General features: G+C 53.6%; 24 protein-coding genes and 1 pseudogene. 21 read left to right on the forward strand and 4 right to left on the reverse strand.

Going from position 1 to position 25,338, the window contains the following annotated elements:
- The first annotated feature begins 96 nt into the window (after positions 1-96).
- From CEE36_02570 to CEE36_02595, 6 genes and pseudogenes are all read left to right on the forward strand, one after another.
- Positions 97-285 (forward strand): hypothetical protein, encoded by a 189-nt coding sequence (locus CEE36_02570; protein ID TKJ44022.1) that lies wholly within the window; start codon positions 97-99, stop codon positions 283-285.
- 45 nt (positions 286-330) lie between these two features.
- Complete coding sequence (locus CEE36_02575; protein TKJ44023.1) at positions 331-759, forward strand: transposase; 429 nt, start codon at positions 331-333, stop codon at positions 757-759.
- A gap of 242 nt (positions 760-1,001) precedes the next feature.
- Positions 1,002-1,757, forward strand: a complete 756-nt coding sequence (locus CEE36_02580) for a 4Fe-4S ferredoxin (protein ID TKJ44024.1) — start codon at positions 1,002-1,004, stop codon at positions 1,755-1,757.
- 8 nt (positions 1,758-1,765) lie between these two features.
- Positions 1,766-3,407, forward strand: a pseudogene (locus tag CEE36_02585) (succinate dehydrogenase/fumarate reductase flavoprotein subunit).
- A gap of 282 nt (positions 3,408-3,689) precedes the next feature.
- A complete protein-coding gene (locus CEE36_02590; GenBank protein TKJ44025.1) occupies positions 3,690-4,298 on the forward strand; it encodes a hypothetical protein in 609 nt (202 codons plus the stop codon).
- 151 nt (positions 4,299-4,449) lie between these two features.
- Positions 4,450-5,475 (forward strand): hypothetical protein, encoded by a 1,026-nt coding sequence (locus tag CEE36_02595; protein ID TKJ44026.1) that lies wholly within the window; start codon positions 4,450-4,452, stop codon positions 5,473-5,475.
- A 124-nt stretch (positions 5,476-5,599) separates the two neighbouring features.
- Here the strand turns inward: CEE36_02595 and CEE36_02600 are convergent, their stop codons facing one another.
- The 3 genes from CEE36_02600 to CEE36_02610 all read right to left on the reverse strand — a co-directional run bounded on the left by CEE36_02600 (position 5,600) and on the right by CEE36_02610 (position 7,333).
- The gene (locus CEE36_02600) at positions 5,600-6,484 is read right to left on the reverse strand and encodes a hypothetical protein (protein ID TKJ44027.1); all 885 of its coding nucleotides are present in this window, start codon (positions 6,482-6,484) and stop codon (positions 5,600-5,602) included.
- A gap of 86 nt (positions 6,485-6,570) precedes the next feature.
- Positions 6,571-6,780 carry a hypothetical protein gene (locus CEE36_02605; protein ID TKJ44028.1) on the reverse strand — a complete coding sequence of 70 codons (210 nt, stop codon included), beginning with the start codon at positions 6,778-6,780 and terminating at the stop codon, positions 6,571-6,573.
- Positions 6,781-6,859: 79 nt separating this feature from the next.
- Positions 6,860-7,333 (reverse strand): cysteine methyltransferase, encoded by a 474-nt coding sequence (locus CEE36_02610; protein TKJ44029.1) that lies wholly within the window; start codon positions 7,331-7,333, stop codon positions 6,860-6,862.
- Positions 7,334-7,407: 74 nt separating this feature from the next.
- Here CEE36_02610 and CEE36_02615 point away from each other — a divergent pair, with 74 nt between their 5' ends.
- From CEE36_02615 to CEE36_02645, 7 genes are read left to right on the forward strand one after another with little or no spacing between them, the layout of a single operon-like run.
- Positions 7,408-8,319: a 4-hydroxythreonine-4-phosphate dehydrogenase PdxA gene (locus CEE36_02615; protein TKJ44030.1), complete on the forward strand. Its 912-nt coding sequence runs from the start codon at positions 7,408-7,410 to the stop codon at positions 8,317-8,319.
- The gene (locus CEE36_02620) at positions 8,320-9,174 is read left to right on the forward strand and encodes a transketolase (GenBank protein TKJ44031.1); all 855 of its coding nucleotides are present in this window, start codon (positions 8,320-8,322) and stop codon (positions 9,172-9,174) included.
- Positions 9,147-10,097, forward strand: a complete 951-nt coding sequence (locus tag CEE36_02625; protein ID TKJ44032.1) for a transketolase — start codon at positions 9,147-9,149, stop codon at positions 10,095-10,097. Before CEE36_02620 ends, CEE36_02625 begins: the two co-directional genes overlap by 28 nt.
- Positions 10,094-10,744 (forward strand): cell division ATP-binding protein FtsE, encoded by a 651-nt coding sequence (locus CEE36_02630; GenBank protein ID TKJ44033.1) that lies wholly within the window; start codon positions 10,094-10,096, stop codon positions 10,742-10,744. The genes CEE36_02625 and CEE36_02630 overlap by 4 nt, the downstream gene beginning before the upstream one ends.
- Positions 10,741-11,598 (forward strand): hypothetical protein, encoded by an 858-nt coding sequence (locus CEE36_02635; GenBank protein TKJ44034.1) that lies wholly within the window; start codon positions 10,741-10,743, stop codon positions 11,596-11,598. The genes CEE36_02630 and CEE36_02635 overlap by 4 nt, the downstream gene beginning before the upstream one ends.
- The gene (locus tag CEE36_02640; GenBank protein TKJ44035.1) at positions 11,595-12,707 is read left to right on the forward strand and encodes a hypothetical protein; all 1,113 of its coding nucleotides are present in this window, start codon (positions 11,595-11,597) and stop codon (positions 12,705-12,707) included. The genes CEE36_02635 and CEE36_02640 overlap by 4 nt, the downstream gene beginning before the upstream one ends.
- Positions 12,708-13,748, forward strand: a complete 1,041-nt coding sequence (locus CEE36_02645; protein ID TKJ44036.1) for a hypothetical protein — start codon at positions 12,708-12,710, stop codon at positions 13,746-13,748.
- A 113-nt stretch (positions 13,749-13,861) separates the two neighbouring features.
- Here the strand turns inward: CEE36_02645 and CEE36_02650 are convergent, their stop codons facing one another.
- Positions 13,862-16,783 (reverse strand): hypothetical protein, encoded by a 2,922-nt coding sequence (locus tag CEE36_02650; protein TKJ44037.1) that lies wholly within the window; start codon positions 16,781-16,783, stop codon positions 13,862-13,864.
- Between CEE36_02650 and CEE36_02655 the strand changes: the two genes are divergently transcribed.
- The 8 genes from CEE36_02655 to CEE36_02690 all read left to right on the forward strand — a co-directional run bounded on the left by CEE36_02655 (position 16,720) and on the right by CEE36_02690 (position 24,492).
- Positions 16,720-18,414: a hypothetical protein gene (locus CEE36_02655; GenBank protein TKJ44038.1), complete on the forward strand. Its 1,695-nt coding sequence runs from the start codon at positions 16,720-16,722 to the stop codon at positions 18,412-18,414. The two genes, CEE36_02650 and CEE36_02655, sit on opposite strands and share 64 nt — an antisense overlap.
- 112 nt (positions 18,415-18,526) lie before the next feature.
- Positions 18,527-19,447, forward strand: a complete 921-nt coding sequence (locus tag CEE36_02660) for a UDP-glucose 4-epimerase (GenBank protein TKJ44051.1) — start codon at positions 18,527-18,529, stop codon at positions 19,445-19,447.
- Positions 19,447-20,658 carry an imidazolonepropionase gene (locus CEE36_02665; GenBank protein ID TKJ44052.1) on the forward strand — a complete coding sequence of 404 codons (1,212 nt, stop codon included), beginning with the start codon at positions 19,447-19,449 and terminating at the stop codon, positions 20,656-20,658. Before CEE36_02660 ends, CEE36_02665 begins: the two co-directional genes overlap by 1 nt.
- Positions 20,645-21,241, forward strand: a complete 597-nt coding sequence (locus CEE36_02670; GenBank protein ID TKJ44039.1) for a hypothetical protein — start codon at positions 20,645-20,647, stop codon at positions 21,239-21,241. Before CEE36_02665 ends, CEE36_02670 begins: the two co-directional genes overlap by 14 nt.
- Complete coding sequence (locus CEE36_02675) at positions 21,238-22,224, forward strand: hypothetical protein (protein ID TKJ44040.1); 987 nt, start codon at positions 21,238-21,240, stop codon at positions 22,222-22,224. Before CEE36_02670 ends, CEE36_02675 begins: the two co-directional genes overlap by 4 nt.
- A 2-nt stretch (positions 22,225-22,226) precedes the next feature.
- Complete coding sequence (locus CEE36_02680; GenBank protein ID TKJ44041.1) at positions 22,227-23,060, forward strand: AAA family ATPase; 834 nt, start codon at positions 22,227-22,229, stop codon at positions 23,058-23,060.
- Positions 23,057-23,875: a hypothetical protein gene (locus CEE36_02685; protein TKJ44042.1), complete on the forward strand. Its 819-nt coding sequence runs from the start codon at positions 23,057-23,059 to the stop codon at positions 23,873-23,875. Before CEE36_02680 ends, CEE36_02685 begins: the two co-directional genes overlap by 4 nt.
- Positions 23,815-24,492: a hypothetical protein gene (locus CEE36_02690; GenBank protein TKJ44043.1), complete on the forward strand. Its 678-nt coding sequence runs from the start codon at positions 23,815-23,817 to the stop codon at positions 24,490-24,492. The genes CEE36_02685 and CEE36_02690 overlap by 61 nt, the downstream gene beginning before the upstream one ends.
- Positions 24,493-25,338 lie beyond the last annotated feature (846 nt).

The following is a 25,338-nucleotide window of genomic DNA, read 5'->3' on the forward strand; positions in this document are numbered from 1 at the left end:
TTCTTCAATCCGTCCTTCGGGGCCCCCGCGGAGTCACGCAGTGAATCCGTGGGGTGAAACTATTGACATAATCCCGCTTCAAGGTATAGTTTTGGGATGGGTTTCATCGATTGGTTATACGACTGGGCTCGGCTAATCGGAGCGGTTGGTGGCCTTATTGGAGGGATTGGTGCGCTGATAGCTGTCTTTTTCCTTTGGCGTAATTTGGTTCAGATGAAAAAACAACTCAGGGAGATGCGGGAGCAGAAAGTATCTCGTAGGGGCGGACTTTTAAGTCCGCCCTAAAGAAAGAATGACCAATAGATTGCCGAATAGAAAACTTTCAACCCTCTGAAATTCTTCAGCTACAAAGGTCCCTATGCTTACTCGGTTACTATTTGTACCTGTGAAAAATCGCCGATTTTCAAAATACCGAAGGCTGTTAAAACAATTTTAGATTTACTTAAGGAAATATCAACCAGATACGGTTTTCGACTGGTTGCTTATTGCTTTATGCCGGATCACCTTCATTTGCTTGTGGCTGGAGATAAAGACAGTAATCTGCTTAAGTTTATTCAAACCTTTAAACAGGTTTCATCGTGTCGATTTCGGAAAAACTTTGGCGAAAGACTCTGGCAGCGGGGGTACTACGAGCATGTGCTCCGGGCTGAAGAGAATCCGGAGAAGGTGGCGCGATACATCTGGGGCAACCCGGTGAGGAAGGGTTTGGTTGAGCATGAGGAGGAGTATCCATTTTCCGGGCCGGAAGTTATATTATGAAGGGCGCACCTGAAGCTAAGCCCTTAATGCTCCTTTTCTCCTTCGGAGAAAAGATCGCAGGGAATAGATTGCTTCGCTCCCTATGGTCGCTCGCAATGACGTTTTTCTCGGGGTCCCCGCGACATGAAATGACGACGCTTGCGGAGTAAATTGCGAAGCAAGTTCGTGGGGTGCTAATTCCCCTTCCCTGGTGGAAGGGGACTTTGGTTGACAATCCACGTACCCCGCCTATCATTATGGCTATGGAAGAAAAGGAAGTAGAAGTTAAAGCGCCTGAGGCGGACGCAGAGCCTTCCTGTCCAGACGAGAGCCCGAAAGAAAATCTAATCCCGGTCTTCATCATGGGTAAGCGGTTCTTTGTGCCCGAAAGCTTCACCATCATCACCGCGATGGAGTATGTGGGTTTTCAGTTCAAGAATGCAGTTGGCTGCCGCGAGGGTTTCTGCGGGGCGTGCGCAACCATCTATAGATTGGAAGGCGACTACAAGCTACGCACCGGTCTTGCCTGCCAGACCGTTGTTGAACCCAACATGCACCTTGTGCAGATCCCCTTTACCCCGGCGGTCAAGGCCGTCTACGACATCTCAAAGCTTAAGCCGGAACTCGTATCCATACAGCGCTACTACCCGGAGGTGTTCCGGTGCGTTGCCTGCAACTCCTGCACCAAGGCGTGTCCGCAGGAGATCGAGGTCATGGACTACATCCAGGCGGTCAAGCGAGGCGACCTTGAGACCGCGGCCGACCTCTCGTTCGACTGCATCATGTGCGGTCTGTGTGCGGTGCGTTGCCCTGCGGAGATGGTTCAGCATAACATCGCACTTTTAGCGCGCCGCCTTACTGGCCGCTACCTCTTACCTCGTTCGCATCACCTTGAAGAGCGGCTGGCCGAACAGAGGGAAGGTTCCTACGAGAAGGATATTGAGGAACTTATGGGACTTTCGCGCAAAGGGCTAACCAAGCGCTATACCGAGCGCGACCTTGACTTCGAGGTCTTCTAGGAGCCCAGATGAGCGGTTATCCTGAATACATGCAAGCCTCCCTGAAGAAAGTCGCCGCGACCCGGCCAGCACGTCTTGAGAAGGCGAGAGAGGGCCGTGAGGTGGTCAAGGCGATGACATTAGCCGAGCGTGAGGAGGTCCTTAACAAATTTCACCCCGACTACCTGCCTGACGCGCGCAAACCCGTTCGTGTCGGTCCCAACAATGGCGAGGAGATGACCTCGCGCGTTGTTGATCTTCTTGAGAGCTACCCCCGCATCAACACTGATGATTTCGATCTTAGTGAGCCTGATTACGATACTGACGTATTGATCATCGGCGGAGGCGGCGGCGGATGCATGGCTGCAATCCAGGTGGCAAACGCAGGCATGAACGCCGTTCTTGCCACCAAGCTGCGCGTTGGTGACTCAAACTCCATGATGTCGCAGGGCGGGATGCAGGCCGCGGTGAACCCGCACGACTCGCCTACCATCCACTACCTTGACGCGATAGGCGGCGGCCATTTCGACAACAACCCGGAGCTGGTCCAGGCTATGACCATGGATGCGCCCAGGATCGCGGCTTACCTTGAGGAACTCGGTGTGATGTGGGACAAGGACTCAGAAGGACGCCTTATGACCGAGTCGGGCGGCGGAACGTCTCGACGCAGGATGCTCTCCTGCCGCGACTACACCGGTGCCGAGATACAGCGGGTCCTGCGCGACGAGGTCAAGAACCATCCTGATAAGATTACCATCGTTGAGTACTCGCCGGCAGTCGAGTTGCTTTTGGACGAGGCAGGAGAGGCTGCTGGTGCGCTCCTCTACAACATGGAGACCGGGGAGTATAACGTTGTGCGTGCCCGCTCGGTGATCATGTCCACCGGAGGATACGGCCGTCTGCACATCAAGGGTTTTGCCACAACCAATCACTACGGCGCGACAGCCGACGGTCTGGTGATGGCCTATCACGCCGGGGCCAAGCTTTTATACATGGACTCGGTGCAGTTCCATCCCACCGGTGCCGCATACCCTGAGCAGATCGTGGGCTTTTTGATTACCGAGAAGGTGCGAGGACTTGGTGGTCAGCCGGTCAACAAGGAAGGTGAGCTGTTCGTTTTTCCCCTGGAGCCACGCGACGTTGAGGCTGCGTCATTTATACGCGAGTCAACCGAGCGCTCTCTTGGGATCGAGACCCCTACCGGTCGGGTCGGGGTGTGGCTCGATTCGCCCATCGTTAATCTCTTGAACGGTCCTGGCACAATCCAGGCCGCGCTTCCTGCCATGGTGCGGCAGCTCAAGCGCTTCGGGATAGATATGACTTCCGAACCCATGCTTGTCTATCCTACCCTGCACTACCAGAACGGCGGCATCGAGATCAACGCTGATACCCAGACCACCCTTGCCGGTCTTTACGCGGCAGGCGAGATCTCGGGCGGGGTGCACGGCCGCAACCGTTTGATGGGTAACTCGGTTCTGGACTACAACGTGTTCGGACGCAGGGCAGGTCATGCGGCGGTCGAACGGACCAAAGCTCTGGCCGATCGTCCACCCGCACGTCTTAATCTCGATCACGTGCACGCCTACCGCGCCGAGCTTGAGGAGGCAGGAATCCCCGAGACTTCTCACGCACCGATCCTTCTCCCCGAATACCGCAACCCCGAGGTCTTAAAGAAACACCGCAAGGACTACGATCCGTTCCTGGGCGAGTTCATCTAGAGCCGCTTCTACTCGATCGAGGTGTTCAGGGTGCGGGGCTTAAGTAGGTACCTATTTTACCTCTAAAAGTCAAAACATACTTAACAGGAAACTATTTATATATTACAAGAGATGTAGAGTTAGGGCGGTCAACACTGTCCGTCCGGTTATCTCCTTTTGGGCTCTACAAGGCTTGACGAGCTAATCTTTTTCACTAAAATAGGGCAACCAAAACCAACCTTGAGAGGAGGTTGCAGTGAGTCCTATAGAGTATCCCGTTCATTATAAAGTGGACCATCCTGAGAAGCTCTCGCGTGGTCTTCTTTTCCTGCGTTTGTTTCTAGCGTGGATCTACGTTGGGATCCCGCACGGCTTCCTGCTTTTCTTCATCGGTATCGCGGCTTTTGTGGTTATGATCATCGCGTGGTTCGCGGTTCTTTTTACCGCCAAGTACCCGAAGTGGGCGTTCAACTTCGTGCTCTTCTATTGGCGCTGGCAACTGCGTGTCCTAGCTTACCTTTATTATATGACCGATGTGTATCCTCCCTTCACAGGCAAGGAGATCGAGGGTCACCCGGTTCACTTCTCCATTGACTACCCTGAGAGGCTCTCGCGTGGTCTTTTGTTCCTCAGGCTTTTCCTCGGCTGGGCCTACATCTGGATCCCTCACTATCTTATACTCTGGCCGCTTTTAATGGCGGTGAGCTTCATCGTAAGTGCTTCCTGGTGGGTAATCCTCTTTACGGGTCGCTATCCGCGGAATATGTTCAACCTCATTGTGGGCGTCTATCGTTGGTATCTGCGAGTGATGGCCTACTCTGGCTTCATGACCGACAGGTACCCGCCCTTCACCGACGAGGAATAAGATCTAAATAGAGAGCCAAAAGATTAATGAGGCCGGACGACCGGCCTCTATTCTTTATTGAGGGGTTACATCAATCACTTGACTTCCTTTGTGAAATGTGTATAGTCTGCCCGTACGGTAGAACGTAGAGGATAAGCCAAAAGGAGGAGATATGCATAAACTCAAGCTCTGCAGCTACAACATAAAGTGGATGGCGCACCTTTTTAAAAAGAAGGGTGTTGAGCCATTAACCGGCTCCTCGGAGGAGGCCGAGCGTAGCAAAGCCATTGCTTATGTGATTAAGGCCGTAGATCCGGATATCTTGGGTATATGCGAAGCACCAAATTCACCCCAGCATCTTGAGAACTGGGTTCGAGAGTTCTTGTCAGACGCAGGTTACAACGTGGTAATGGCGGAGGAGGGGTTTCTTTCCCGTGGACAACAGGAGCTTGCCGTCCTTTACAAATCTGAGAAGGTGCACGTTGGGGTGGCACATGAACGCAACGCGAAACGCGACCCATTCAACGGCAGATTTGAGTTCGACACAGACGACGACAGGATAGAGGAGATACATAGGTTTTATAGGCCACCTCTGGAGGCCTTGATAACTACCCCTGACGGTAATCGGGAGCTGGCGATGCTTATGGTTACCCACACGAAATCCAAGGGGATCTTCAACGCCGTTGATCTGTTGACCTACGAACGTTCCTCCAGACGTAACAGGTTAAAGCTTTTGGCGCAGTGCTCCTGGATTCGCAAGAGGGTCGATCAGTGGATGAATGAGGACGGCTGCCAGGTTATTGTTATGGGTGACTTCAACGACGGACCTGAGATGGATTACGATGAGCGTCGCCTTTGCAAGAGTGCGGTTGAGATCGTTATGGGCTCGATCTGGGAACCTTCTGGGGTTCTGCAAAACGCGGTCGAAAAGCCTGGATGGAGATGGAGCAGAAACAGGAAGAAAGCCGGTTGGATGCCAGCCTCGGCGTGCTTCAAGGATCGCTTCACCGAAGATTACGTAAATGTACTTATCGATCACGTACTCTTCTCGCAAGGAATCAAGATCTCAGAGCCCGGATGCGGTCGTGTATGGAACCCCTACCAGAACGAGAAGGAGATCGGTGATAAAAAACTGAGAGAAGCACTTGATAAGGCATCCGACCACTATCCCGTCTCGGTGGAGGTGGAGATAGAATAGTAGTTACAGCGTTTTTCAGGGATTCGTGAGGAGGGCAACAAAAGCCCCGGACTGGGGGCCGGGGCTTTATCTCTTCTCGTGTGAGACACTCCATGTGGGTTACGGGATCAAAATTCCATCGTGATCAGTTTTTTGCCTTATCCCGCTTACGTTTCCGGATGATGCAGACAACCACTCGTTCGATCCCCCAACCTATCAGGGCCAGAGGGACGACAAGAATCACAAGCACGAGTAAAATCCCCACCAGTATCTTTACAAGCACGCGCGTGGTATTTACTACTCCCCTCCAGACATTACTCCAATAACGCGAAGGCACGCGTCTGGGAGTGACCTTGCTGCACAGGGTTAGGTTGATGGTGGATTCAGCAGCCATCGTCTCAAGATATTTTATGCGGCCCTTGATCCGGTTGACGTTGCCATCCACACGCTGAAGCTCGTGTTCGACCTTGATGATCTCTTCTACATTACGCGCCCTATTCAGGTGTCCGAAAAGGCGTTTGCGCAGTTCAAGCTGGGTCTGGAGCTGAGCCTCGAGATCGTAGTACTCCTCGGTTACGTCCTGGCCCGAGATCTGCTTTCGTTGTACCACACCCAGTTCTTCGAAAGCGCTGATAAGATGGATGAACCCTCCAGGCGCTACCTTGACGGTAAGTTCTGCTCGTGCGCCTTCGGTTTCAGAGATGGTGCTGCTTTGAACATATCCGCCACTCTCCTCGGTCAGCTGGACAGCGCGGGTATAGGCGGCATCCACGTCCTTTACCCTGATGGAGAGCGACGCTCGCTTGATGATCATACGGGTTGAGGGGAGGCTGAGGATATCGGCTTTGCCTCCTGCCATTTCTGCCATTTGAGCACCGGACGCAGCTTTACTCTGGAACGACACATCCCCTCTGGATAAGGTCATGGGTGCTCCCTCATCATACTTTGGCTCCGCCGACCCCTTGCCGCGGCAACCGAGCAATCCCCCAAGAGCTAAAAGGACTACTAAAAAAGAAATCCAGCGCTTCATAGGAACCTCCTTGGTAACCGATTCAATAGGTAATACACGCTCCCCCTTGCTTTATTCCATCCGATTTGATGGCTAATGTTACTGGATCAGTCTATGTCGCACTCTACCTTGATGGGAATCAAGGGGATCTTGGTTGACTCGATATCCTCGATCTCGCCTTTGTCGTAGAGCTCCACTTTAATCTCGTTCGTGTCAAGGGTTATCTTCTGGACCCAGGCTTCTACATGATCACCCTTCGGATCCACTTCAATCAGGTATTCTTCAGGGGCGAAACCTTGGATATCCGAGGTATCCACAATGCTGCTTGAGTAGGCGATGTCAACTGTTACCCCAAAAGCCCCCGACTCTGCAAGGAAGTCGAGGCAATGCGCAACGTCATCGGCTGGAAATCATCCCTTTTTCCAACTCAAGCAGGCGGGCCTTGAGACCCAATCCGCCGCCGAAACCGGTGAGCGAGCCGTTCGAGCCGATCACCCGGTGGCACGGTATCACTAGAGGGAAGGGGTTGCGAGCCATCACCCTGCCTACCGCTCTGGCTGCCTTCGGGTTGCCTGCACGCCTGGCAAGCTCTGCGTAGGAGAGCATCTGGCCGCAGCGCGTCCTTGCCAATGCCTTCGATACCTTTCTTGCAAAGGGCGTCAACCTTTCCCAGTTAATCGGTAGACTAAAACTCACCTCCTTGCCAGCCAGATAATCGCCGAGCTGTGCAAAGAATCTTTCGACTTCTGGTGGCGGGTTTTCGTTCGATATGCCTGGCCGGGCAGGGTTTATGAGTATCTCGTGCGCCTTGCCGTCTTTCCATCGTACCGCAACCCGGAGCGTACCTGAGGTAAAGAGGAACGTCTGCATCAGATTAGTATAGGTAGCGATCCGTTAACGTCAATTAGTCTTGCCCTCGGCTCGAAAATGATTACAATACCGGTGTGGCGAGAATCGGGATAACCCTCGGTGATCCAGCAGGTATAGGCCCGGAGATTGTGGTCAAAGCCTTAGCCAAACTGCGCAAGGAACCGATTCACTTGACAATCATAGGTTCCGTAAGTATCCTTACCGCGGCTCAGATGATGCTTAAGACGAACTTCCCCTTGCCCCGAGTAGCCGATACCGGCGAGGTGGATTTTGAGTTCTCTCGTGTGCAGCCCTCGGCGGGTAAAGCAGCGCTCGAAGCAATAAAGAAAGCCGTCAAACTCCTCAAGGAGGGCGAGATAGACGCATTGGTTACCGCTCCTGTGAGTAAAGAAGCCATCGGGCTTTCCGAGCCTGGCTTCACCGGCCACACCGAGTTCCTTGCCTCCGAGTTTGGAACCGGTGAGGTGCTTATGGTCGCTCACTCGCCCTACGCATCCTTTGCGTTTGTGACAACCCACCACCCGCTTCAAGACGTGCCAGGACTCATCACGACCGACCGCGTTTTACACAAGCTTGAGCTCTACAACGATTTTCTCGTGACCCTTCATGGCCGCGAGGTCAGCATAGCAGTTCTCGCACTTAACCCACACTCTGAAGAGTTTTCGTATGGAGAGGAGAAAAAGATAGCAGACGCCGTCTCCGCAGCCAACAAGGAGGGACTTGATGTTCAAGGTCCCTATCCCGCAGACACGTTTCATCGTCATATACAAGAGGTGGACGGCTTTCTTACCCAGTATCATGATCAGGGGATGATACCTGCCAAGCTGCTGTCACGCGGCGAAGGCGTCAACGTCACCTGGGGACTGGGGTTCGTGCGCACCTCACCGTTGCACGGCACGGCCTTCGATATTGCAGGCAAGGGTGAGGCCGATCCATCAAGTATGATAGCGGCCATCCGCATGGCAGATTACCTGACAAGGAGCTAGATGGAAAAAGAAGGTTTTGATTTCAAACCTATCCAGCCGCCTGAGGAGTTAATCGGCAAGTTGACTGCCAAAGCGCGTCGGTTGCGTAAAGATGTGCTCGTGATGCTTGCGAAGGCTGGCTCAGGACACACCGGCGGCTCGCTTTCGGCCGTAGACATACTCACCACCCTTTACTATCACGTTCTGCGCCACAGACCTCACGAGCCTGGCTGGCCGGACCGAGACCGCTTCGTGCTCTCCAAGGGACACGCCGCACCCTCGCTTTACGCCGTGCTTGCTGACTGCGGATACTTCCCGGCCAAGCACCTTAAGACCCTGCGAAGGTTGGGTTCGCCCCTGCAAGGCCATCCCTGTCTGTGCACCCCGGGTGTGGAGATATGCACCGGTTCTCTTGGGCACGGTCTCTCGCTTGCCAACGGGATGGCGTTAGGTCTTCGTATTGACCGTAAAGATTCACGCGTCTACGCGCTTCTTGGCGACGGCGAGTGCGAGGAGGGCGAGGTTTGGGAGGCGGCTATGAGCTCTGCACACTTCAAGCTTTCAAACCTTACGGCGATTGTAGACAAGAACAGGCTGCAGATCGACGGCCCAACCTCGGAGGTGATGAACATAGATCCCCTGGATGAGAAGTTCCGTTCATTCGGCTGGCAGGCGCTTGTGGTCGACGGGCACGACTTCAAGCAGTTACTTTCCGCGTTTCGTTTCGCCGCACAGGAACGACGCTGCCCCACCGTTATCATTGCAAACACCGTCAAGGGCAAAGGGGTATCCTTCATGGAAAACAACCTTGAGTTCCACGGTCGTGCGCCAACCGAAGAGGAGTTGAAATGGGCTCTGGCAGAACTGGGCGAGTAGAGCGCTTCTCCCTGCGCAATGCGTACGGAGAGGCGCTTTTGGAGTTGGGCCGCAGGCGCAAGAACGTGGTGGTGCTGGATGCCGATCTAGCTTTATCTACGCAAACCGCTCGTTTCCGCAAGGCCTTCCCAGACCGCTTCTTCGACATGGGGATAGCCGAGGCCGATATGATAGATACCGCTGTAGGACTGGCAACCACAGGCAAGCTTGTCTTCGTCTCGACCTTCGCCATGTTCGCGGTGGGCAAGCCCTGGGAGCAGATACGCAACTCGGCCGCCTACTCCGGGGTAACGCTTAACATCGTTGCGACCCATTCCGGAATCTCTGTAGGCGAAGACGGCTCCTCCCATCAATGCATAGAGGATATGGCGCTCATGCGGATCATCCCAGGGACAACAATCATAGCACCTGCAGACGACATCGCTACCTACGCACTGGTAATGAAACTTGCTGATCACGAGGGCCTTTCCTACATGAGATTGTCCCGTCCTGATCTGCCCCGGATATACGCCGAGGGCGAGTCCTTCGAGATAGGTAAGGCCAAGGTGCTCAAAAAGGGAACTCAAGGCACTATAATTGCCACAGGCTCACTTGTTTGGCCTTCGCTCGAAGCCGCGGACATTCTGGCCTCGGAAGGGATCTCCCTGGGTGTAATTGACATGCACACGGTAAAACCACTTGATGAGCAGCCTGTTCTTGAAGCGGCAAAGCGAACCGGCTTCATCATTACCGCCGAGGAGCACACCGTTATCGGAGGGTTGGGCGAGGCTGTTTCATCGCTTCTTTCAGAGTGCTGTCCTACCCGAGTCAAGCGGATCGGTATCCAGGACCGCTTCGGCGAGTCAGGCTCCTGCGACGAGCTGATGGATTTCTTCGGATTTACCCCTGAAGCTATAGCTAAGGAAATCAAGGAAGCGCTATGATCCGACTGGAGGGTGTGTCCAAGAGCTTTGCTCCGGATAGGGAGGTCTTTAAGGAGATCAATCTTCACGTAAAGAAGGGTGAGTGGGTGTGGTTCCTGGGAGCCACCGGGGTAGGCAAAAGCGTTCTTATGAAGATAGTCTATGGTGCCTTGCCTCCCAGCCAGGGCAAGATTTTTGTTCTTAACGAGGATGTCAGCTCGCTCAACGAGACAGCACTATCCAGGCTGCGTCGGAGGATGGGGATTGTTTTTCAGGATATACGCCTGCTTGACGACCGGCCGGTTATGGAGAATATCGTTCTTATCCTAGAGGCTTTGGGCAGATCAGGGCGCGAGGCTCACGAGCGCGCCGAGCATTGGCTCTCAATGGTAGGGATGAGCGATCACTCCTCCCGCTGCCCCTATGAACTCTCAATAGGCCAACAACAGAAGGTGGCCCTGGCAAGGGCACTTGCCAAGGAACCCGAGCTCCTTCTGTTGGACGAACCCTTCTCATCCCTTGACGAGAAGGAAGAGAGGGAGGTGCTCAAGCTATTGGGCAAGATAAATCATGAAGGAACCACGATACTTGCGGCAAGCCACGTGCACGAGGTACTGCATTTCCTTCCAGGAAGGGTACTTCAGTTGACCGCGGGTGGCATAGAGTGAGCACCGGTTTTGTTTTGAAGGAAGGTTCCAAGCTCTTCTTCAGAGGCAGGCGTATCTCGTTTGCAGCGGCTGCGATCTTCGCCGTTGTCCTTTCGATCGTAGGGGTTTTTGCACTCGGGACGTTCTATCTTCTTTCGTTCAAGAACGAGATCGAGAGCCGGCTTGAGGTCGTTGCCTTCCTTTCCCCTGATGCAGACTCAGAGGAACTCATCGGTGAGTTTTCAACCCTTGAGGGGATCGTTTCCGGTTCTGCGGTGTCAAGCCAGGAGGCGCTTGAGGAGTTTCGCCGCGACCTGGGAGAGGACGCAGAGCTTCTGGATATACTGGATGAGAACCCGCTCCCTCCATCAATCAGATTAAAGCTCACGCCGGAATACCGATCACGCGCCCAGCTGGATGCCCTTGAGGAGAAGCTACTTTTATTCGAGGGGGTCGATGAGGTATGGGTAGACCGAAATCTTTTGGACAGGCTGAACAAGTTCCTCTACATCCTCCTGGGTGCGGACGCGTTCGTGCTTCTTCTGGTTGGATTATCCGCAGTTCTCGTGACCATGCTGGCCACACGCTTTGCAATCCTTGACCGCAGGCGAATCATAGACCTTTACTGGTTGATGGGTGTGCATCCGCGCACACTCAGAGCGCCTTACGTGATCGAGGGGCTTTTTGAGGGCCTGTTCGGCAGCATCGTGGCATACGGAATCGTCTTTGCCCTTCACCTCATACTTTACTCGCTCGTAGGTTCGATGGGCTTTCCTGCTTGGAAGCTTGCCGCAGTCCTTCTGGGTTTAGGTCTTCTCTTCGGCTGGCTCGGTTCAGGCCTTGCAATAGACGCATTCAAGCTTAAGAGAACGTGAAGCGAATCCTGCCCTGGCTTCTGGTTATTCTCGTTCCGTTTATTATGCTTCCACAGCCCAAGGCCGAGCGTCAAAGGGAGCTTACAAAGATTCGCTCCCGCCTCTCAGCGGTCAAGAAAGAGATCAGCGCATTCAAAAAACAGGAGAAGGGCATAGCCAGGGAGATTGATCTTCTCCAGGAGCAGGTCTCTCTGACCAAACGGCTTATCTCCGAGCTCAGGCGTTCGCAGCTCTCAACCCAGGCAGGGATAGACTCGCTTCAGGAAGCGATCGATTCGCTGGGGACCCAGCTTGAGGGAAGCAAGGAGAATCTGCGCAAAAGGCTTGTTTCACTTTACAAGCGGGGGCAGTTCTACGATCTGGAGCTAGTATTCGGCGCCAGCTCGGTTGCAGAGATATACGACCGCATCTACTTTACACGCTACGCGGCGCGCGCCGAGGAGCGGCTATTTGAAAATCTGCTTGACGCAAAAGCCAAGGTGGAGCAAAAGAAGGACAGCCTACAGCTCTTCAACAATGAACTTTCAGCGCTTCTTGGAGAACAAAAAGCGGCCAAGGATTCGCTTACTTCCGCAAAACGAAGCAAACAGAAGAGGTTGAACAAGATCCAGACCTCAAAGAAGTCGAAGGAGAAACTCAGGAAAGAGCTGGAGGCGCGCAGGCACGAGCTGGAGAGACTGATCGCTTCCATGGATCAAAGACCCCAGCCCAAACCCACCGGAACGGTTATAGAGAAGGGACGAGGCAATCTCCCATGGCCTGTGGCAACGAGGAAGGTCCTGGCAAGCTTCGGAACCATCGTTCACCCGCGCTACAAGACCAGGACCTTTAACGACGGCATTGATATAGACTGTTCGGGCACCAAGACGGTCAAGGCGATTCATAAAGGGGAGGTTTCTTACGCTGCACATCTTACAGGTTATGGTCTGTTGGTAATTATAGATCATCAGGACGGCTACTACACAATCTACAGCAATCTGGATAAGATAAGCGTAAAGACAGGCCAAACCGTATCGCAGGGGCAGACCTTGGGGACGGCCTCAGATTACCTCCATTTTGGGGTCAATAAAGGTGGAAAGTTCCTCAACCCCATAAACTACCTGAAGTAGATGACATCGCTAAACCAGGATGTACTTGATATACTCAAGGGACAACCGCACGCGGTTGAGTTTTTAGAGAAGGCCGCAGAGAACCCTCAGGGCGGTTACATCTTCTTCGGGCCAGACGGGGTAGGCAAGCGCACCGCAGCCATCCTTTTTGCCGCAGCAATCAACCCGCCTTCGTTCAGCGAGACGATATTCTCACTTTCGCACCCCGACATAGCGCCGCTTTTCCCGTTCAAGGCCGAGCCTGCAACCGGACGGGAGAAGTGGCTCGAGGAGTGGGGCAAGGAACGTGAAAACTACATGCTTGATAAGCTCTCACCGGACCCTAACCCTTCCTGGGTCATCTCGATCGACAGGATACGCGATCTACGCAGGGAGATGAAGTACCCGCCGCGCATCCTGCACCACAGGGCAGCACTTCTATTTGACTTCGACCGGATCAGGGAGGAGGGCGCCAACGCGTTCCTTAAAACACTTGAGGAGCCGCAGGCACAGACCGTGCTTGTGCTTACCACCTCCCGCCCCTTTGCCCTGCCTGCAACGATCCGCTCGCGCTGCAAGCTCGTTAGATTCAAAGCCCTTGAAGATGAGGTGATCAAGGATAAGCTTTTAAATGACGGTTACCCTGAAGAAGAGGTAGACGTCGCTGTGGACGTCGCCTTTGGCAGCCTCAAGCAGGCATACCTTTATCTTGATGATAAGGAGAGTCTTATCTCCGAGGAGGTGTTTTCGTATCTCCAACATCCTGTCTCCTCAGATCTGGATCTGGTGCGGCTGATAGAGCGGCTCAGCTACCAGGTAGGTCTTGATAAGGTCCTTTCATCCTTTAGCCTTGTTTTTCGGTGGGTGATGCGTGCCCGTTCAGGCAGACGCCCAAGCTGGAAACGCTTGGCAAAACTCGTGGACGCCCTTTCTGCACGGATCTCACGAACTGCCCTTGTTCATAACATCCTTGCAACCGAGCGGATGTCGGGCAGGGTGTCGCTCAACCCCACGCCATCACTCTTTCTCTATCAGTTTCTTTCTTCCCTAAGGTTTGATTGAGACTTCACGTCGATATTAGATGTTGTTTACGCCGTCGTAGGCGTGTTACGGGTTCGGCTCAGTCTGGGACACCCAACGGCGGCACACTGAGTCAGTGCTACACTGAATGGTTTTTAATCCACAACCACCAGGCGCGCGGTGTGAGAGCCGCGGCTGGTCTTTAAGGCTACGAAGTAGACACCTGAGGACAGTGCGCTGGTTGGTATCTCGATCGCATGATTACCTCGATTAAGGGTTCCAAGCGATTTTCCGCTCACCCTGCACCCCAGAGCATCGTAGAGGACAAGTTCTACCTTCTGGGACTCGGCAAGTGATATGTACATAACGGCTGCATCCCCGGCGCGAACAACCGGAGACAGTATCTCGATCCCCCAGACAGAAGGTCTGGAAGGCTGCTCCGCGATACCCAGATCGTAGCCGAACCAGCGAAGAACTCGTCCCATGAACGCCTCCTTGGAGAGCACCATGTAAGGATTCCCTGTAAGCCCCTCGAAAGGAAAGGCAAGATATGCAAGCTGGTATGTGTCGTTCTCAAAAGCTATAGCAGCGGCGTTGCCGTCGGAGTAGAGAAGGATGGGAAACGCATCGCCGGTGGCAGAGATACCGTCCTTTGACGTGCCATATGCGGCCGAGACCGCCACCAGCTCATCCTCCCCTACAATGGGATTATTCCCGGCGCCATTGATTACGATCTCGCTTTGATTCGGGGTTTCAAACTGTGCGTGCAGGAAGTCGCGGTAGAAACTTGAGCCTGTCCTGTCCTCGCCCAGGTTCTGGCTGGAAATGACGAGTTTACCGCCACTTGCAAGAAAGTTCTGCAGGAGTCCTTCTTCTGATTCACTCAAGGTAGCGCTTTCCTGGCCGGTAAACCAGACAAGGACCGAATCGTGCGTTCCTTGGGCGAGCAGCATATCCTCAAGCGATGTCAGGTCCTCTGCGGTGGCCTGCTCATGGGGGACTTCCAGGTTGTCCAGAACCTCGTCATAGATCAGGCTCAGTCCCTCATCTGCAACGTCGTTAACCACAAGCAGCCCTGGCCAGCCCAGCATCAGAGCAAAGCTGAAGGTCTGTTCGAAACCGGTCGTTGTTTCTCGCAGGGTAAGCCTTGCTTCAGTCTCAAGACAACCCGGGACTTCGGGAGAGAGAGCCAGGGTAAACGGATCGGATGCGTTGGAAGCAACCCCCTCCTCGGCGACCGCACCAAACGAAACCTCAGGTTTTGTGACGGTTACCGCTTTGCTGTTGACAAACAGCTCACCCTCTACGTTGTCAGCAGCCCCCCAGAGATTTTCAATGGTTACCACGAGTGTTCCCTTCTCGCCCGGTTCGATCCTGGCGTTGCCCCCGCCTGACTGCCTGATTGAAACCAAGCGGAAGTATGGAAGATGCTTGCCCACATCAAGATGGGCATATATCACGCTGTCAGAGTCGGTTATGTCAAGCACACCGACTCTCGTATCTTCCTCAAAGTAGTCTCTGCTTGTGGGATATGGCAGGTGGGTGTAGAACTCCCTGCGCCTCCATGTGCCGGGGAAGGGATCGCCCGGATCCCCAGAGCTCAAGTTGCGTTCAAGATCAAACTTCCCGTCCGCCTGCTCGACTGCCACGCGGTAGTGATGATACGCTGAGTGCTCCCCGGGTATATACTGGTTGTTGTTGTTGTGTTTTGCCTCGTCCACGTGATATACGAGGAGTCCTTCGCCGGGAAGTTTAGCGTCAAATAGACCCAACTTCCGGCGGTTCTCAACGAGGAAGTACTGCCTGCCCACTGTATCTCCATCTGTCCAGAGACGGTAGACTACAGGGGTAAACTCTACCGCCGCAAGTTCCGCGTTGATCTTGTAATCGGTTACGCGAACAGGCTGCACCCATCCCAGCCTGGATTTGCACCAGGCGTCAAAATGGGCAGGCGAGGCACCGCCGCCGTTCCATGAACCACCGGCCATCAGGCTCCAGCGGCCTACACCTCGAGAATCGTAGTCGTAGTCGTAAAGATCGGGCAATCCCAGGATATGACCGTACTCGTGAGCAAAAACCCCAATGTTGATGAGCGAGCCGGCACAGTGTTCCTCGGGCTGAACCGAGTAGCGCTCAAGTCGAATCTTCCCGCCGTTTGCAGACGCATCGTTGGTTTCGTAGTACGTTACCGACATGTGAGACCAAATCCTGCCGCAGTGGTTCTCCTCGTATCCCGGTCCGGCGTGAACAACGTACACCGCATCTATCGCACCGTCGTCGTCCCCTGAGTTCGGGATACCATCAGGGCCGTCGTTATCGAAGCGAGCGAAATCAACGTAAGGGTCGGCCGCCTTGACCGCCTCCTCGGCCAGTTCAGCGGAGTGTTCAAAACCGTAGTATTCTGACCAATAGTCGTAGCTGCCAGCAAGACGGTGCCAGGCGCGTCTGCTCGAAGGATAAGGGGAGACCTCGCCTGAGAACTCAAACTGGCCGTAGGAGTTCTCGATGTAAAAATCCTTCATGCTGCCGGTCTTCTTGAGGCCTACGCTGAAGAGCAGGGTGTCGTAGGCAGCAGGTGGGTGATGGAAGGTGTCCGCCTTGTTATCATAGAAATCCACAAGTATGGCTATACCTGAACCTGAGGTCACAGGTTCTGCAGGCATGGGGATTGAGTGGAGGGCTGCTTGTGCATTGAAAGCCTTCCAGGCCTGGGCCACCTTTTTAAGTTCACCTGTGGCGCGTAACTCTTCTACCATGTCGGGATGCAACGGCATGGGGATAATCGGCCCTTGAGCGAGACGCTCGCTTGCTGAAAGCCCAGCAGCGAACAAAATTGATAGCAAGATTGTATTCATAGATGTAAGTCTAGCCTGCGGAGACGCTATGTCAAGGTGTGGACGATGAGGATCTGGCGTGTTGAGAAGGTGAGGACGGGTGAAATCTTTTGAGAAATTAATTAGATACTTGACAAGCCCAGAGTTGGGACTATATTTTATAAAAGGAGGAAAATAAAATGAAGTTTTTAACTCTGTTCGCGCTAATGCTTCTTGCATGGAGCAATGGGGTAGAGGGTGCATTGAAGTTTACCGGTGTCTGCTACGGACCCTACAGGGACAACGAAGCCCCGGCGTTTTATCCCACTGTTGAGGAGATAAGAGAGGACATCCACTTTATTAAGAACCTCACAAATTCGATTCGCATCTACAATATAGACTGCAGTTTGGGCGAAATACCACGCATCTGTGAAGCAGAGACCCTCGATTGTTACCCAGGGGTTTGGATCTCAGGACAGAGAAAGCTAGATAGTATGAGAATTCAAGAATTGATCATGCTAGCGAAGGAGAATCTGAGTTGTGTAAAGGGCCTTATAGTGGGTAACGAGGTTTTGCTGCGGGGAGATTTGAAAAAGGAGGAGCTGATCGAATATATCAAGGAGGTCAGGGATAGTACGGGTCTAGAGGTAACGACGGCAGAGATATGGGGCCTTTGGGATGATAGCCTTGCGGAAAATGTGGATTTCGTTCTCGCTCATGTCCATCCTTACTGGGAAAACATCGCAGTTGATGATGCGGCAGCTTATGTTAAGGAGAAATGGGAGTATTTGAATGTTCAGTTCCCTGGTAAGGAGGTGATAATCGGAGAGACGGGATGGCCCTCTGAGGGCGATCCTCGTGGAGATGCTGTGCCTAGCGAGGAGAACCAAAGGATATTTCTGGATAGCTTAAAACGAATTGCCGAAGAGGAAAACATGCCATATTTCTACTTCGAGGCGTTCGACGAGAAGTATAAGGTGACATCTGAGGGAGAGGTGGGTGCTCATTGGGGCATCTACTACTCTGACGACTCGATAAAGCCCTTGCTGAAAGACCTTGTGCCTGAGGATGCTCAAGAGGGCATTGATAGACCGGCACGCGACAGGAAAGTCACCATGCCCTGGTACGTGTATAAGGACGCTTTGTCTTGCGAGAATCACTTCATACCCTCGGGCTGGATGGGATACCGACAGGGGATAAAGACTTTCGATGAGGTTTGGTTAGAGAATCCTTGTTCTGGCAAAACTTGCATAAAAATCACATATATCCCTCAATCCTCCTCAGAATGGGCCGGAGTTTATTGGCAATACCCTGAGAACAACTGGGGTGACCTCCCTGGATACGACCTTTCTGCAGCGGATACCTTTCTTTTCTGCGCACGAGGCGAAGAGGGAGGAGAGAAGGCAGAATTTAAGGTTGGAGGTATTGGATCTCTAGAGCTGAATTCGACAGGCGTTATAACCCTGACAAAGGAATGGAAGGAATATGGTATCCATATACGGGGAAAGGATCTGAGCAACGTCATCGGGGGGTTTTGCTGGGTTAGCAATTACAGCCAGAATCCAGAGGGATGCACCATCTATCTTGATAAAATCCGGTACGACCAATTTAACAGTATACATGAATCAGAGACATCCACTACATCACCCTTGCCACATGTGGATATGCTCTCCCCCATCGGTCAGCGGATTGTGATGAGGTATGCGAATTACCCACATGGCTTCTCAGCCGCCGTCTTCGACGCCTCAGGCCAGAAGGTGGACGAAATACACGCCTCCGCTGGCGCGTCGTCCGGCACCATCACCTGGGGCGAGGATTATTCGCCTGGGGTGTATTTCATCCGGGAGATGTCCGATAGCTTATCAGCAACGCAGAAGGTTATCCTGATACGATAGGTTCCACCTCTTTCGTCTGCGATCTTTTACCCCTGCGGGGCACACGTGCCCGGAGGGCAAAAGGAGCACGTGTAAGTCTTGATTTTTGAAGCTATTCCTTTATAATCTTCCCATGAGTAGGATTCTAGTAACAGGAGGGGCGGGATTTATTGGAAGCCACGTGGCAGAGGCGCTTATTGAAGCCTCTCATACCGTGGCAGTCCTCGACAATCTCTCGTCAGGTAGACGTGAGAATCTCCCTGAGGGGTCCCGCTTCTTTGAGGTTGATATCACGGATAAGGAAGGGTTAGAGAAGGCCTTTTCAGAGTTCAAGCCTGAGATTGTAAATCACCACGCGGCCCAGATCTCGGTAAATCGTTCGGTGCGCGAGCCTTGCTTCGACGCGGAGCAGAATATTTTGGGGACCATCAATCTGCTTGAGGCATCGGCCAGACACGGGGTGAAAAGATTTATCTTCGCCTCGACCGGCGGCGCGCTCTACGGCGATGCCGAGATTATCCCATCCAACGAAGACACGCCGGTTATCCCACTTGCCCCCTACGGCATCGCCAAAGCGTCGGCTGAGCACTACGTCCGCTTCTTCTCGGCAGAGCGGATAGAGCCTGTGATTCTGCGTTACGCCAACGTCTACGGTCCGCGTCAGGACCCTCACGGCGAGGCAGGCGTGGTGGGTATCTTTTCACTTAAGGTACTTTCGGGTGAGGGGTGTGTGATCTACGGAACAGGCGAGCAGACCCGGGACTTTGTCTACGTTAAGGACGTAGCGCAAGCAAACCTGGCGGCTGTGGATGGCGAACCCGGCACATACAACATAGGCACAGGGATTGAGACCAGCATCAACAAGCTGTTTTCAGAGTTCAAGAGGCTTGAAGGTTCCCTTAAGGTTTCCCACGATGCCGCCCGTGCGGGCGAGGTGTTTCGTTCCGTGCTGGATGCAAACCGGGCCAGAAGCGCTCTGGGCTGGCAGCCTCAGGTGAGCCTATCCCACGGTATCCGCGAAACATACACCTGGTTCAAGCAGAGGCTCGGGTGATCTTCGACCTCATCATACGCAACGCATCTCAGATAGTAACGATGGAGGGTGAGAATCTGGGAGTAATAGAGAAGGGAAGCGTTCTTTTGCATGAAGGCCGTATCTCAAAGGTTTGCACGGTACAGGAAGGTGAGAGGTGCGACGCCGAGAAGGTACTTGATGCGGAAGGCATGGTGGTGATGCCCGGCTTTGTGGACTGCCACACGCACCTTGTGTTTGCAGGATCAAGAGCGCAGGAGTTCCGCAGACGCATGGGGGGTGCAAGCTACGAGAAGATTGCAAGGAAAGGCGGTGGGATACTCTCGACAGTAAAGGCGACCCGGCACGCGAGCTTTGAGGAGCTTTATGAAGGGGGACTCAAATGGCTTCGCGAGATGCTTGCCTGGGGTACTACGACAGTTGAGATAAAGTCGGGCTACGGGCTTAGCCTGGCCGATGAGCTCAAGCAGCTTACCGTGATCCGCAGCCTGGCCCAGGAGGTGACCCAGACGCTGGTTCCCACGTTCCTTGGCGCTCATGCCTTTCCTCCGAATGTGCCGCGCGAGGAGTATGTTGAGGAAGTAATTGATTTGATGCTTCCCGAGGTTGCGGAGAAGGGGCTTGCCAGGTTCGTGGATGTGTTCTGCGACTCGATAGCGTTCACAAACGAGGAAACTCGCAAAATACTTGAGAAAGCAGCCGAACTTGGCTTAGGTATCAAACTTCACGTGGATGAGATAGAAGATACAGGCGGTGCCAGGCTTGCCGCGGAGCTTGGTGCGATCTCTGCAGAGCATCTTATCAAGGCGAACGAGGAGGGAGTTCGAGCGATGGCCGAGGCAGGTGTGATACCTGTGCTTCTTCCAGCTACCACATTCTTCTTGAGGGAGGAAGCCAGACCCAATGTGGAGTTAATGAGAGAACTAGGGATGCCGATGGCTGTGGCGACGGACTTCAACCCGGGTTCATCTACCATCTTTACCCTTCCCCTTGCTGCGGCGTGCGGGTCACTCGTGGATGGATTAACCCTTGAGGAATCACTTAAAGGCATCACCATAAACGCTGCCCGCGCCCTGGGGCTTGCCGATGAGATAGGTTCAATAGCGCCCGGAAAGTATGCCGATCTTCTGCTGCTTGAAATGGATACCTGGGAGGAGCTTTTGTACCTCTTCAACCGCAACTCGATACACACCGTTATAAAAAGAGGCGAGGTGGTTTGTGCTCACGAGTGAGGTGCGTAAGGCGCTGAGTGATGCCCTGCGCGAGGGCCGCCTGAACGAAGCCAGGATGATGCTTGAGCGGGAAGGAGCCTATGCCCCGGACGCGGAGGAGTTAAGCTACTTTCAAGGGGTGCTTTTTTTGGCCAAGGGGCAAACCCAGGAGGGTGCATCCAAGCTCAAAGACGCGTTGAGTATGGCCCGGGAGCGTTCAAACTTTGTTTTTGCGATCGCGGCCGCGGCGCGTCTGGCCCAGAAAGACCCCGAGGACATAAATATCCGTCTGCAACGGGCCGATCTCTATCTAACCATGGGACTGGTGCATGCAGCCTACGACTACCTTCTGCGTGAGTTCGACTTCTACCGCAGGCGCAACGACCCTCGTTCCCTCTCCTTCATCGTAAAGAAGATGATAACGATAGATGAGGAGAATCTTGAGTTGGCACTTAAAGTGGCTAAGATACTCGATCATCTGGGACAGAAAGACGAGGTGCGTCGAGTAGTGGAAAACGTTATCTTTACCCTTCAGGGTCAGGGGAGATACGACGAGGCGGCACAGATACAGAAGGAGTACACCAAACTTTATGAGGAGTCATGAGACAGGAAGGTCTGGATCCTGAAGGCAAGGTAGAACTCGCAGGGCTACTCTTGCAGATAGGCTTCAAGTCCGAGGCAGTAACCGAGTATCTTATGGCGGCCCAGATGTACGAGGAACGTGGGAATAAGGAAGAAGCCGTAAAGCTTTATGAGAAGATACTCGAACTGGACAATGACAACCAGGCCGCTAAACGAGGGCTCGAAAAGCTTAAGCCACGCTCTCGTGAGAACATAGACGAGATGGTTGCCAGGATGGGATTCGGAGCCGCTCCTGGTGAAGAACCCGCCCCCGAAGAACCTTCTACACAAGGGATAACTACCCCCGAAGAAACCGAGACACCTCCCCCATCGGCTCCCGAAGGTGAGCAAAAAGTGCAGAGCACATCAGAGCCCCCTGAACGTACACCAACCACTGAGGTAAGCGAGGTCCAGGTTGAACCCCAACCACCTGCTGAGGAAGCAGAACCCAAGGTGGAAGAAGGGGGGATTGATCTGGCCAGCATAGGTATCGAGGAGTTTCTGGCTTCGCTTATGCCTCTGTTAAAACACACCCCGGCCGAACTTAAAAAGAGGCGCGAACTGGCCTCCTTCTTCCGCGAGGAGGGATTGTGGTCTGAGGCCTTCTTTGAGGAACGATCCGACTACCTGCAGAAACCTTCCGTCAAGAAGCTGCATGACCTCCTATCACTGCTTGCACATTCGGGTGATAAAGAAACATTGATTACCTTCCTTTTGACTGAAAGCTTCACCGAGCGGGAGGTGGAGTTGAAGAAAGAGGTGCTCAAAGCGCTTGCTGGGGCATACGAGGAGCAGGGGCGTCTGCAGGATGCGAAAAAGATAAGAGAGAAACTTGCTACCCTTGCGTCACAGACGCAGAAAAAGAAAAAACCAGGGGTGAAGATAATTGAGGATGTACCAAGGCTCTCCGAGGAAGATACCCCTAAAGGCAAGAAGAAACCCGCAGACCCGATCCAGTTTGTTTAAAGATGGCTTACGAGACCTTTTACAGACTCAAGTATGAGCCCTTTGCGGTTCAGCCCGATCCCCGTTTCTACTTCAACAGTCCCCAGCATGCAGTGGCGCGTGAGTATCTCCTGCACGCGGCTGAACGCGGAAGAGGCCTTGCTCTTCTCTTGGGTGAGATCGGAACCGGCAAGACGACCCTTTCGCGTCGCATACTCGCCGAACTCTCGGAAGACGAACGCTACAACATCGGCATGGTGGTCCTCACCCACTCGATCAGACCACGCGGGCTCTTAGAAAAGATCGCAACCCTCTTCGACATCGAATACCTGCCCGATGAGGCCTCTGAGTTGTTTTCCCTGATAGTGAATCGACTATTCGAGATATATAATGCCGGTAACAAGGCGGTGGTATTCATAGACGAGGCGAATAAGATTGACGATCCCGAGACCTTAGAAGAGATCAGAGGGTTCATCAATCTTGAGACCGCGGAGGGTGATAAGCTGGTTACCTTTATCCTTTTGGGTCTACCTGACCTTGAGGTTAACCTGGCGCAGAACGCGGCCCTATACCAGCGCGTTGCCGTACGGGTAACCCTCAATCCCCTGACCGCAGATGCCGTGAAGGCCTACATCCGGCACCGCTTACAGATCGCCGGACATATGGATTCTATCTTCACCGATAAGGCACTGGATGCCGTAGCCTCGTTCTCCGGTGGACGCCCAAGGCTCGTCAACATCATCTGCGATAACGCATTAATCGAGGGCTACATCCAGCGCAAGCCAAATATAGACGAGTTTATCATAGAGCGGGTGGCAAAAAACCTTAACCTTATCCCTAAAGAACTCGGCTCGTGACAGGCTTATCCGCTGACCTACACATACATACAAGCTACTCAGACGGTTTGCATTCTCCGGCCGAGGTGGTAAGAATGGCAAGCAAAGCTAACCTCAAAGCAATGGCTATCACCGATCATGACACCGTGGCCGGGCTTCGAGAGGGAAAGCTTACAGGCAGAAAGCTTGGTATTGAGGTAATCTCAGGGGTGGAGCTTTCATGCGATCTTGAGGGCAAAGAGATTCACATGCTTGCCTACTTTGCTCCAGGCAACGAAACCGTGCTCGAGGAAAGGCTCGAGTGGTATCAGGCCAAGCGTGAGGAACGGGTCTTTGAAATCATCGATCGCCTCAACCAGGCGGGTATAAGTCTTGACATTGCAGATGTGCGTCGCTTCTCTACCGGTAAGTCAATAGGCCGGTTGCACGTGGCCAAGGCGCTCATGGCTCAAGGAACCGCCCGCAGCGTCCACGAGGTGTTCAGTCGTTTTCTCGGGCCGGATGGTGTGGCCTACGTTCCCAAGGCCAAGCTCTCTGTGGCGGAGGCGGTGGAGTTCACACACGAACACCAGGGGGTGGCGGTGCTTGCCCATCCCGGCATGTACCGCATCGAGAACGCGGCCGAGCGCACGTTAGAATACCTTGACGGGATCGAGGTCTGGTATCCTGAACATCCACCAAGTTTTGAGGATCATCTCTATGCACTGGCCTTGAAGAACCGGCTTATACCCACCGGAGGCTCGGACTACCACGGCGTAGAACGTAACCACATCGGATGCGTGAGGATTCCATACTCGATAGTAACCCGCCTCTTGGATGTAGCTGTCGGCGTGTGAACTACCTTGCTTTATTACTGGCAGCGCTCTCCCCCATCCAACTTGCAAGACTGCAGTACGGCGGCGGCGGCGACTGGTACAACGATCCAGACGCCCTGCCGAACCTGGCCAAGGAGATCTCGGAGCGAACAAGTATCCTTGCAACTGAGGAACAGAAGGTGTTGACGTTGATGGATCGCGAGATCGAGAACTACCCTATCCTCTACATGACCGGTCACGGAAGGGTCTCCTTCTCCAAGGCGGAGCGGGAGAGGCTGAGGGAGTATCTGCGGTCAGGCGGGTTTCTTTATGCCGACGACGACTACGGGATGGACGAAAGCTTTCGTGCCGAGATCGCAGAGGTTTTCCCAAACTCAGAGCTTGTGGAGCTGCCGTTTGATCATCTCATCTACCGCATCTTTTACGATTTTGATAACGGCCCGCCGCAGACCCACAAGCACGTTGAGGGACCGCCCAAAGGCTTTGGGCTTTTTGACGCCGGGCGTCTGGTTATCTTTTACACGGTGAACTCCAATCCCTCAGACGGCTGGACAGTAGCTCACAACAACCCAGCGGACGTTCGCGAGCACGCCTTCCGCATGGGGATAAACATCGTCCTGTACGCGCTGTTGAACTAACCTCTGTTTCAGATACAGACAATCCCTCCACACAGGCCCCATTCTTAAACGGCAAATTTACTATATGCCGTAAAACGTAGGGGCCGGGTTGACGCTTTACGTCCGCTTCGCGTTAGACTAACCCGCAGTCATTATTAATCAAACGGGCCGACCTGAAGGTCGGCCCCTACTACTATCGAAAACCGGATTTGCTCCAAGCCCGTTACGAAACTATAATAAAATAAGGGATTGTGTCAACTGCCCTCCGTCATCGCGACCGACCGTCCGCCTCGTTCAGAGGCGGGGAAGGGTGGCGATCTTTAATGCTCCCTTTCGCCTGCGACGAAAGGATCGCAAAGCGACGGCATATTCCGCTTCGGATTCCTGCATTTACGCGGAGAAAACTCCTTCCCCTCAACGAGAAGTCCGTCTGATTATGAGATTGTTCCCTTCGATCACCCTTCGGAGCCACGCAAGCCTTGGGCTTGCTCGCAATGACAAAAAGGTCTAAGCTGCTATTTCTTGATTCCTTTGATCCCCCTGAATCCCCCTTACTAAGGGGGAACTAAAGGGGGATTACCACCCCACGCGTCCGTTCCACGACCGCGCGGGGACCCGACCGTTAGCGTAGCACGACGACTTTTGTGCGTGCCGAGTAACCCTCGGTTGAAACCCGTGCAAAATAGACACCTTGTGGAAGCGTTGGCGTGTTCCAGATACCTTTAGGGAATGTACCTTAATTATCCTCCCCCTTGATGGGGGAGGGTTAGGGTGGGGGTGAGTTTCTCACCCCACGGGGTAACTTCGTTCCCCAGCGGGGACCCCGATTAGGGGTATTAAATCTAAATCCCTGTTCTGCGATCTTTT

The sequence above is a fragment of the candidate division TA06 bacterium B3_TA06 genome (genome assembly GCA_005223075.1).
Taxonomy (GTDB): domain Bacteria; phylum Hydrothermota; class Tepidihabitantia; order B3-TA06; family B3-TA06; genus B3-TA06.

Bases quoted from the DNA above. Each gene is read 5' to 3' on its own strand.
- CEE36_02570 (TKJ44022.1), top strand. From the start codon at position 97: ATGGGTTTCATCGATTGGTTATACGACTGGGCTCGGCTAATCGGAGCG.
- CEE36_02580 (TKJ44024.1), top strand. From the start codon at position 1,002: ATGGAAGAAAAGGAAGTAGAAGTTAAAGCGCCTGAGGCGGACGCAGAG.
- CEE36_02595 (TKJ44026.1), top strand. From the start codon at position 4,450: ATGCATAAACTCAAGCTCTGCAGCTACAACATAAAGTGGATGGCGCAC.
- CEE36_02600 (TKJ44027.1), bottom strand. From the start codon at position 6,484: ATGAAGCGCTGGATTTCTTTTTTAGTAGTCCTTTTAGCTCTTGGGGGA.
- CEE36_02610 (TKJ44029.1), bottom strand. From the start codon at position 7,333: ATGCAGACGTTCCTCTTTACCTCAGGTACGCTCCGGGTTGCGGTACGA.
- CEE36_02620 (TKJ44031.1), top strand. From the start codon at position 8,320: ATGGAAAAAGAAGGTTTTGATTTCAAACCTATCCAGCCGCCTGAGGAG.
- CEE36_02625 (TKJ44032.1), top strand. From the start codon at position 9,147: ATGGGCTCTGGCAGAACTGGGCGAGTAGAGCGCTTCTCCCTGCGCAAT.
- CEE36_02630 (TKJ44033.1), top strand. From the start codon at position 10,094: ATGATCCGACTGGAGGGTGTGTCCAAGAGCTTTGCTCCGGATAGGGAG.
- CEE36_02645 (TKJ44036.1), top strand. From the start codon at position 12,708: ATGACATCGCTAAACCAGGATGTACTTGATATACTCAAGGGACAACCG.
- CEE36_02655 (TKJ44038.1), top strand. From the start codon at position 16,720: ATGAAGTTTTTAACTCTGTTCGCGCTAATGCTTCTTGCATGGAGCAAT.
- CEE36_02650 (TKJ44037.1), bottom strand. From the start codon at position 16,783: ATGCACCCTCTACCCCATTGCTCCATGCAAGAAGCATTAGCGCGAACA.
- CEE36_02660 (TKJ44051.1), top strand. From the start codon at position 18,527: ATGAGTAGGATTCTAGTAACAGGAGGGGCGGGATTTATTGGAAGCCAC.
- CEE36_02675 (TKJ44040.1), top strand. From the start codon at position 21,238: ATGAGACAGGAAGGTCTGGATCCTGAAGGCAAGGTAGAACTCGCAGGG.
- CEE36_02680 (TKJ44041.1), top strand. From the start codon at position 22,227: ATGGCTTACGAGACCTTTTACAGACTCAAGTATGAGCCCTTTGCGGTT.
- CEE36_02690 (TKJ44043.1), top strand. From the start codon at position 23,815: ATGCGTGAGGATTCCATACTCGATAGTAACCCGCCTCTTGGATGTAGC.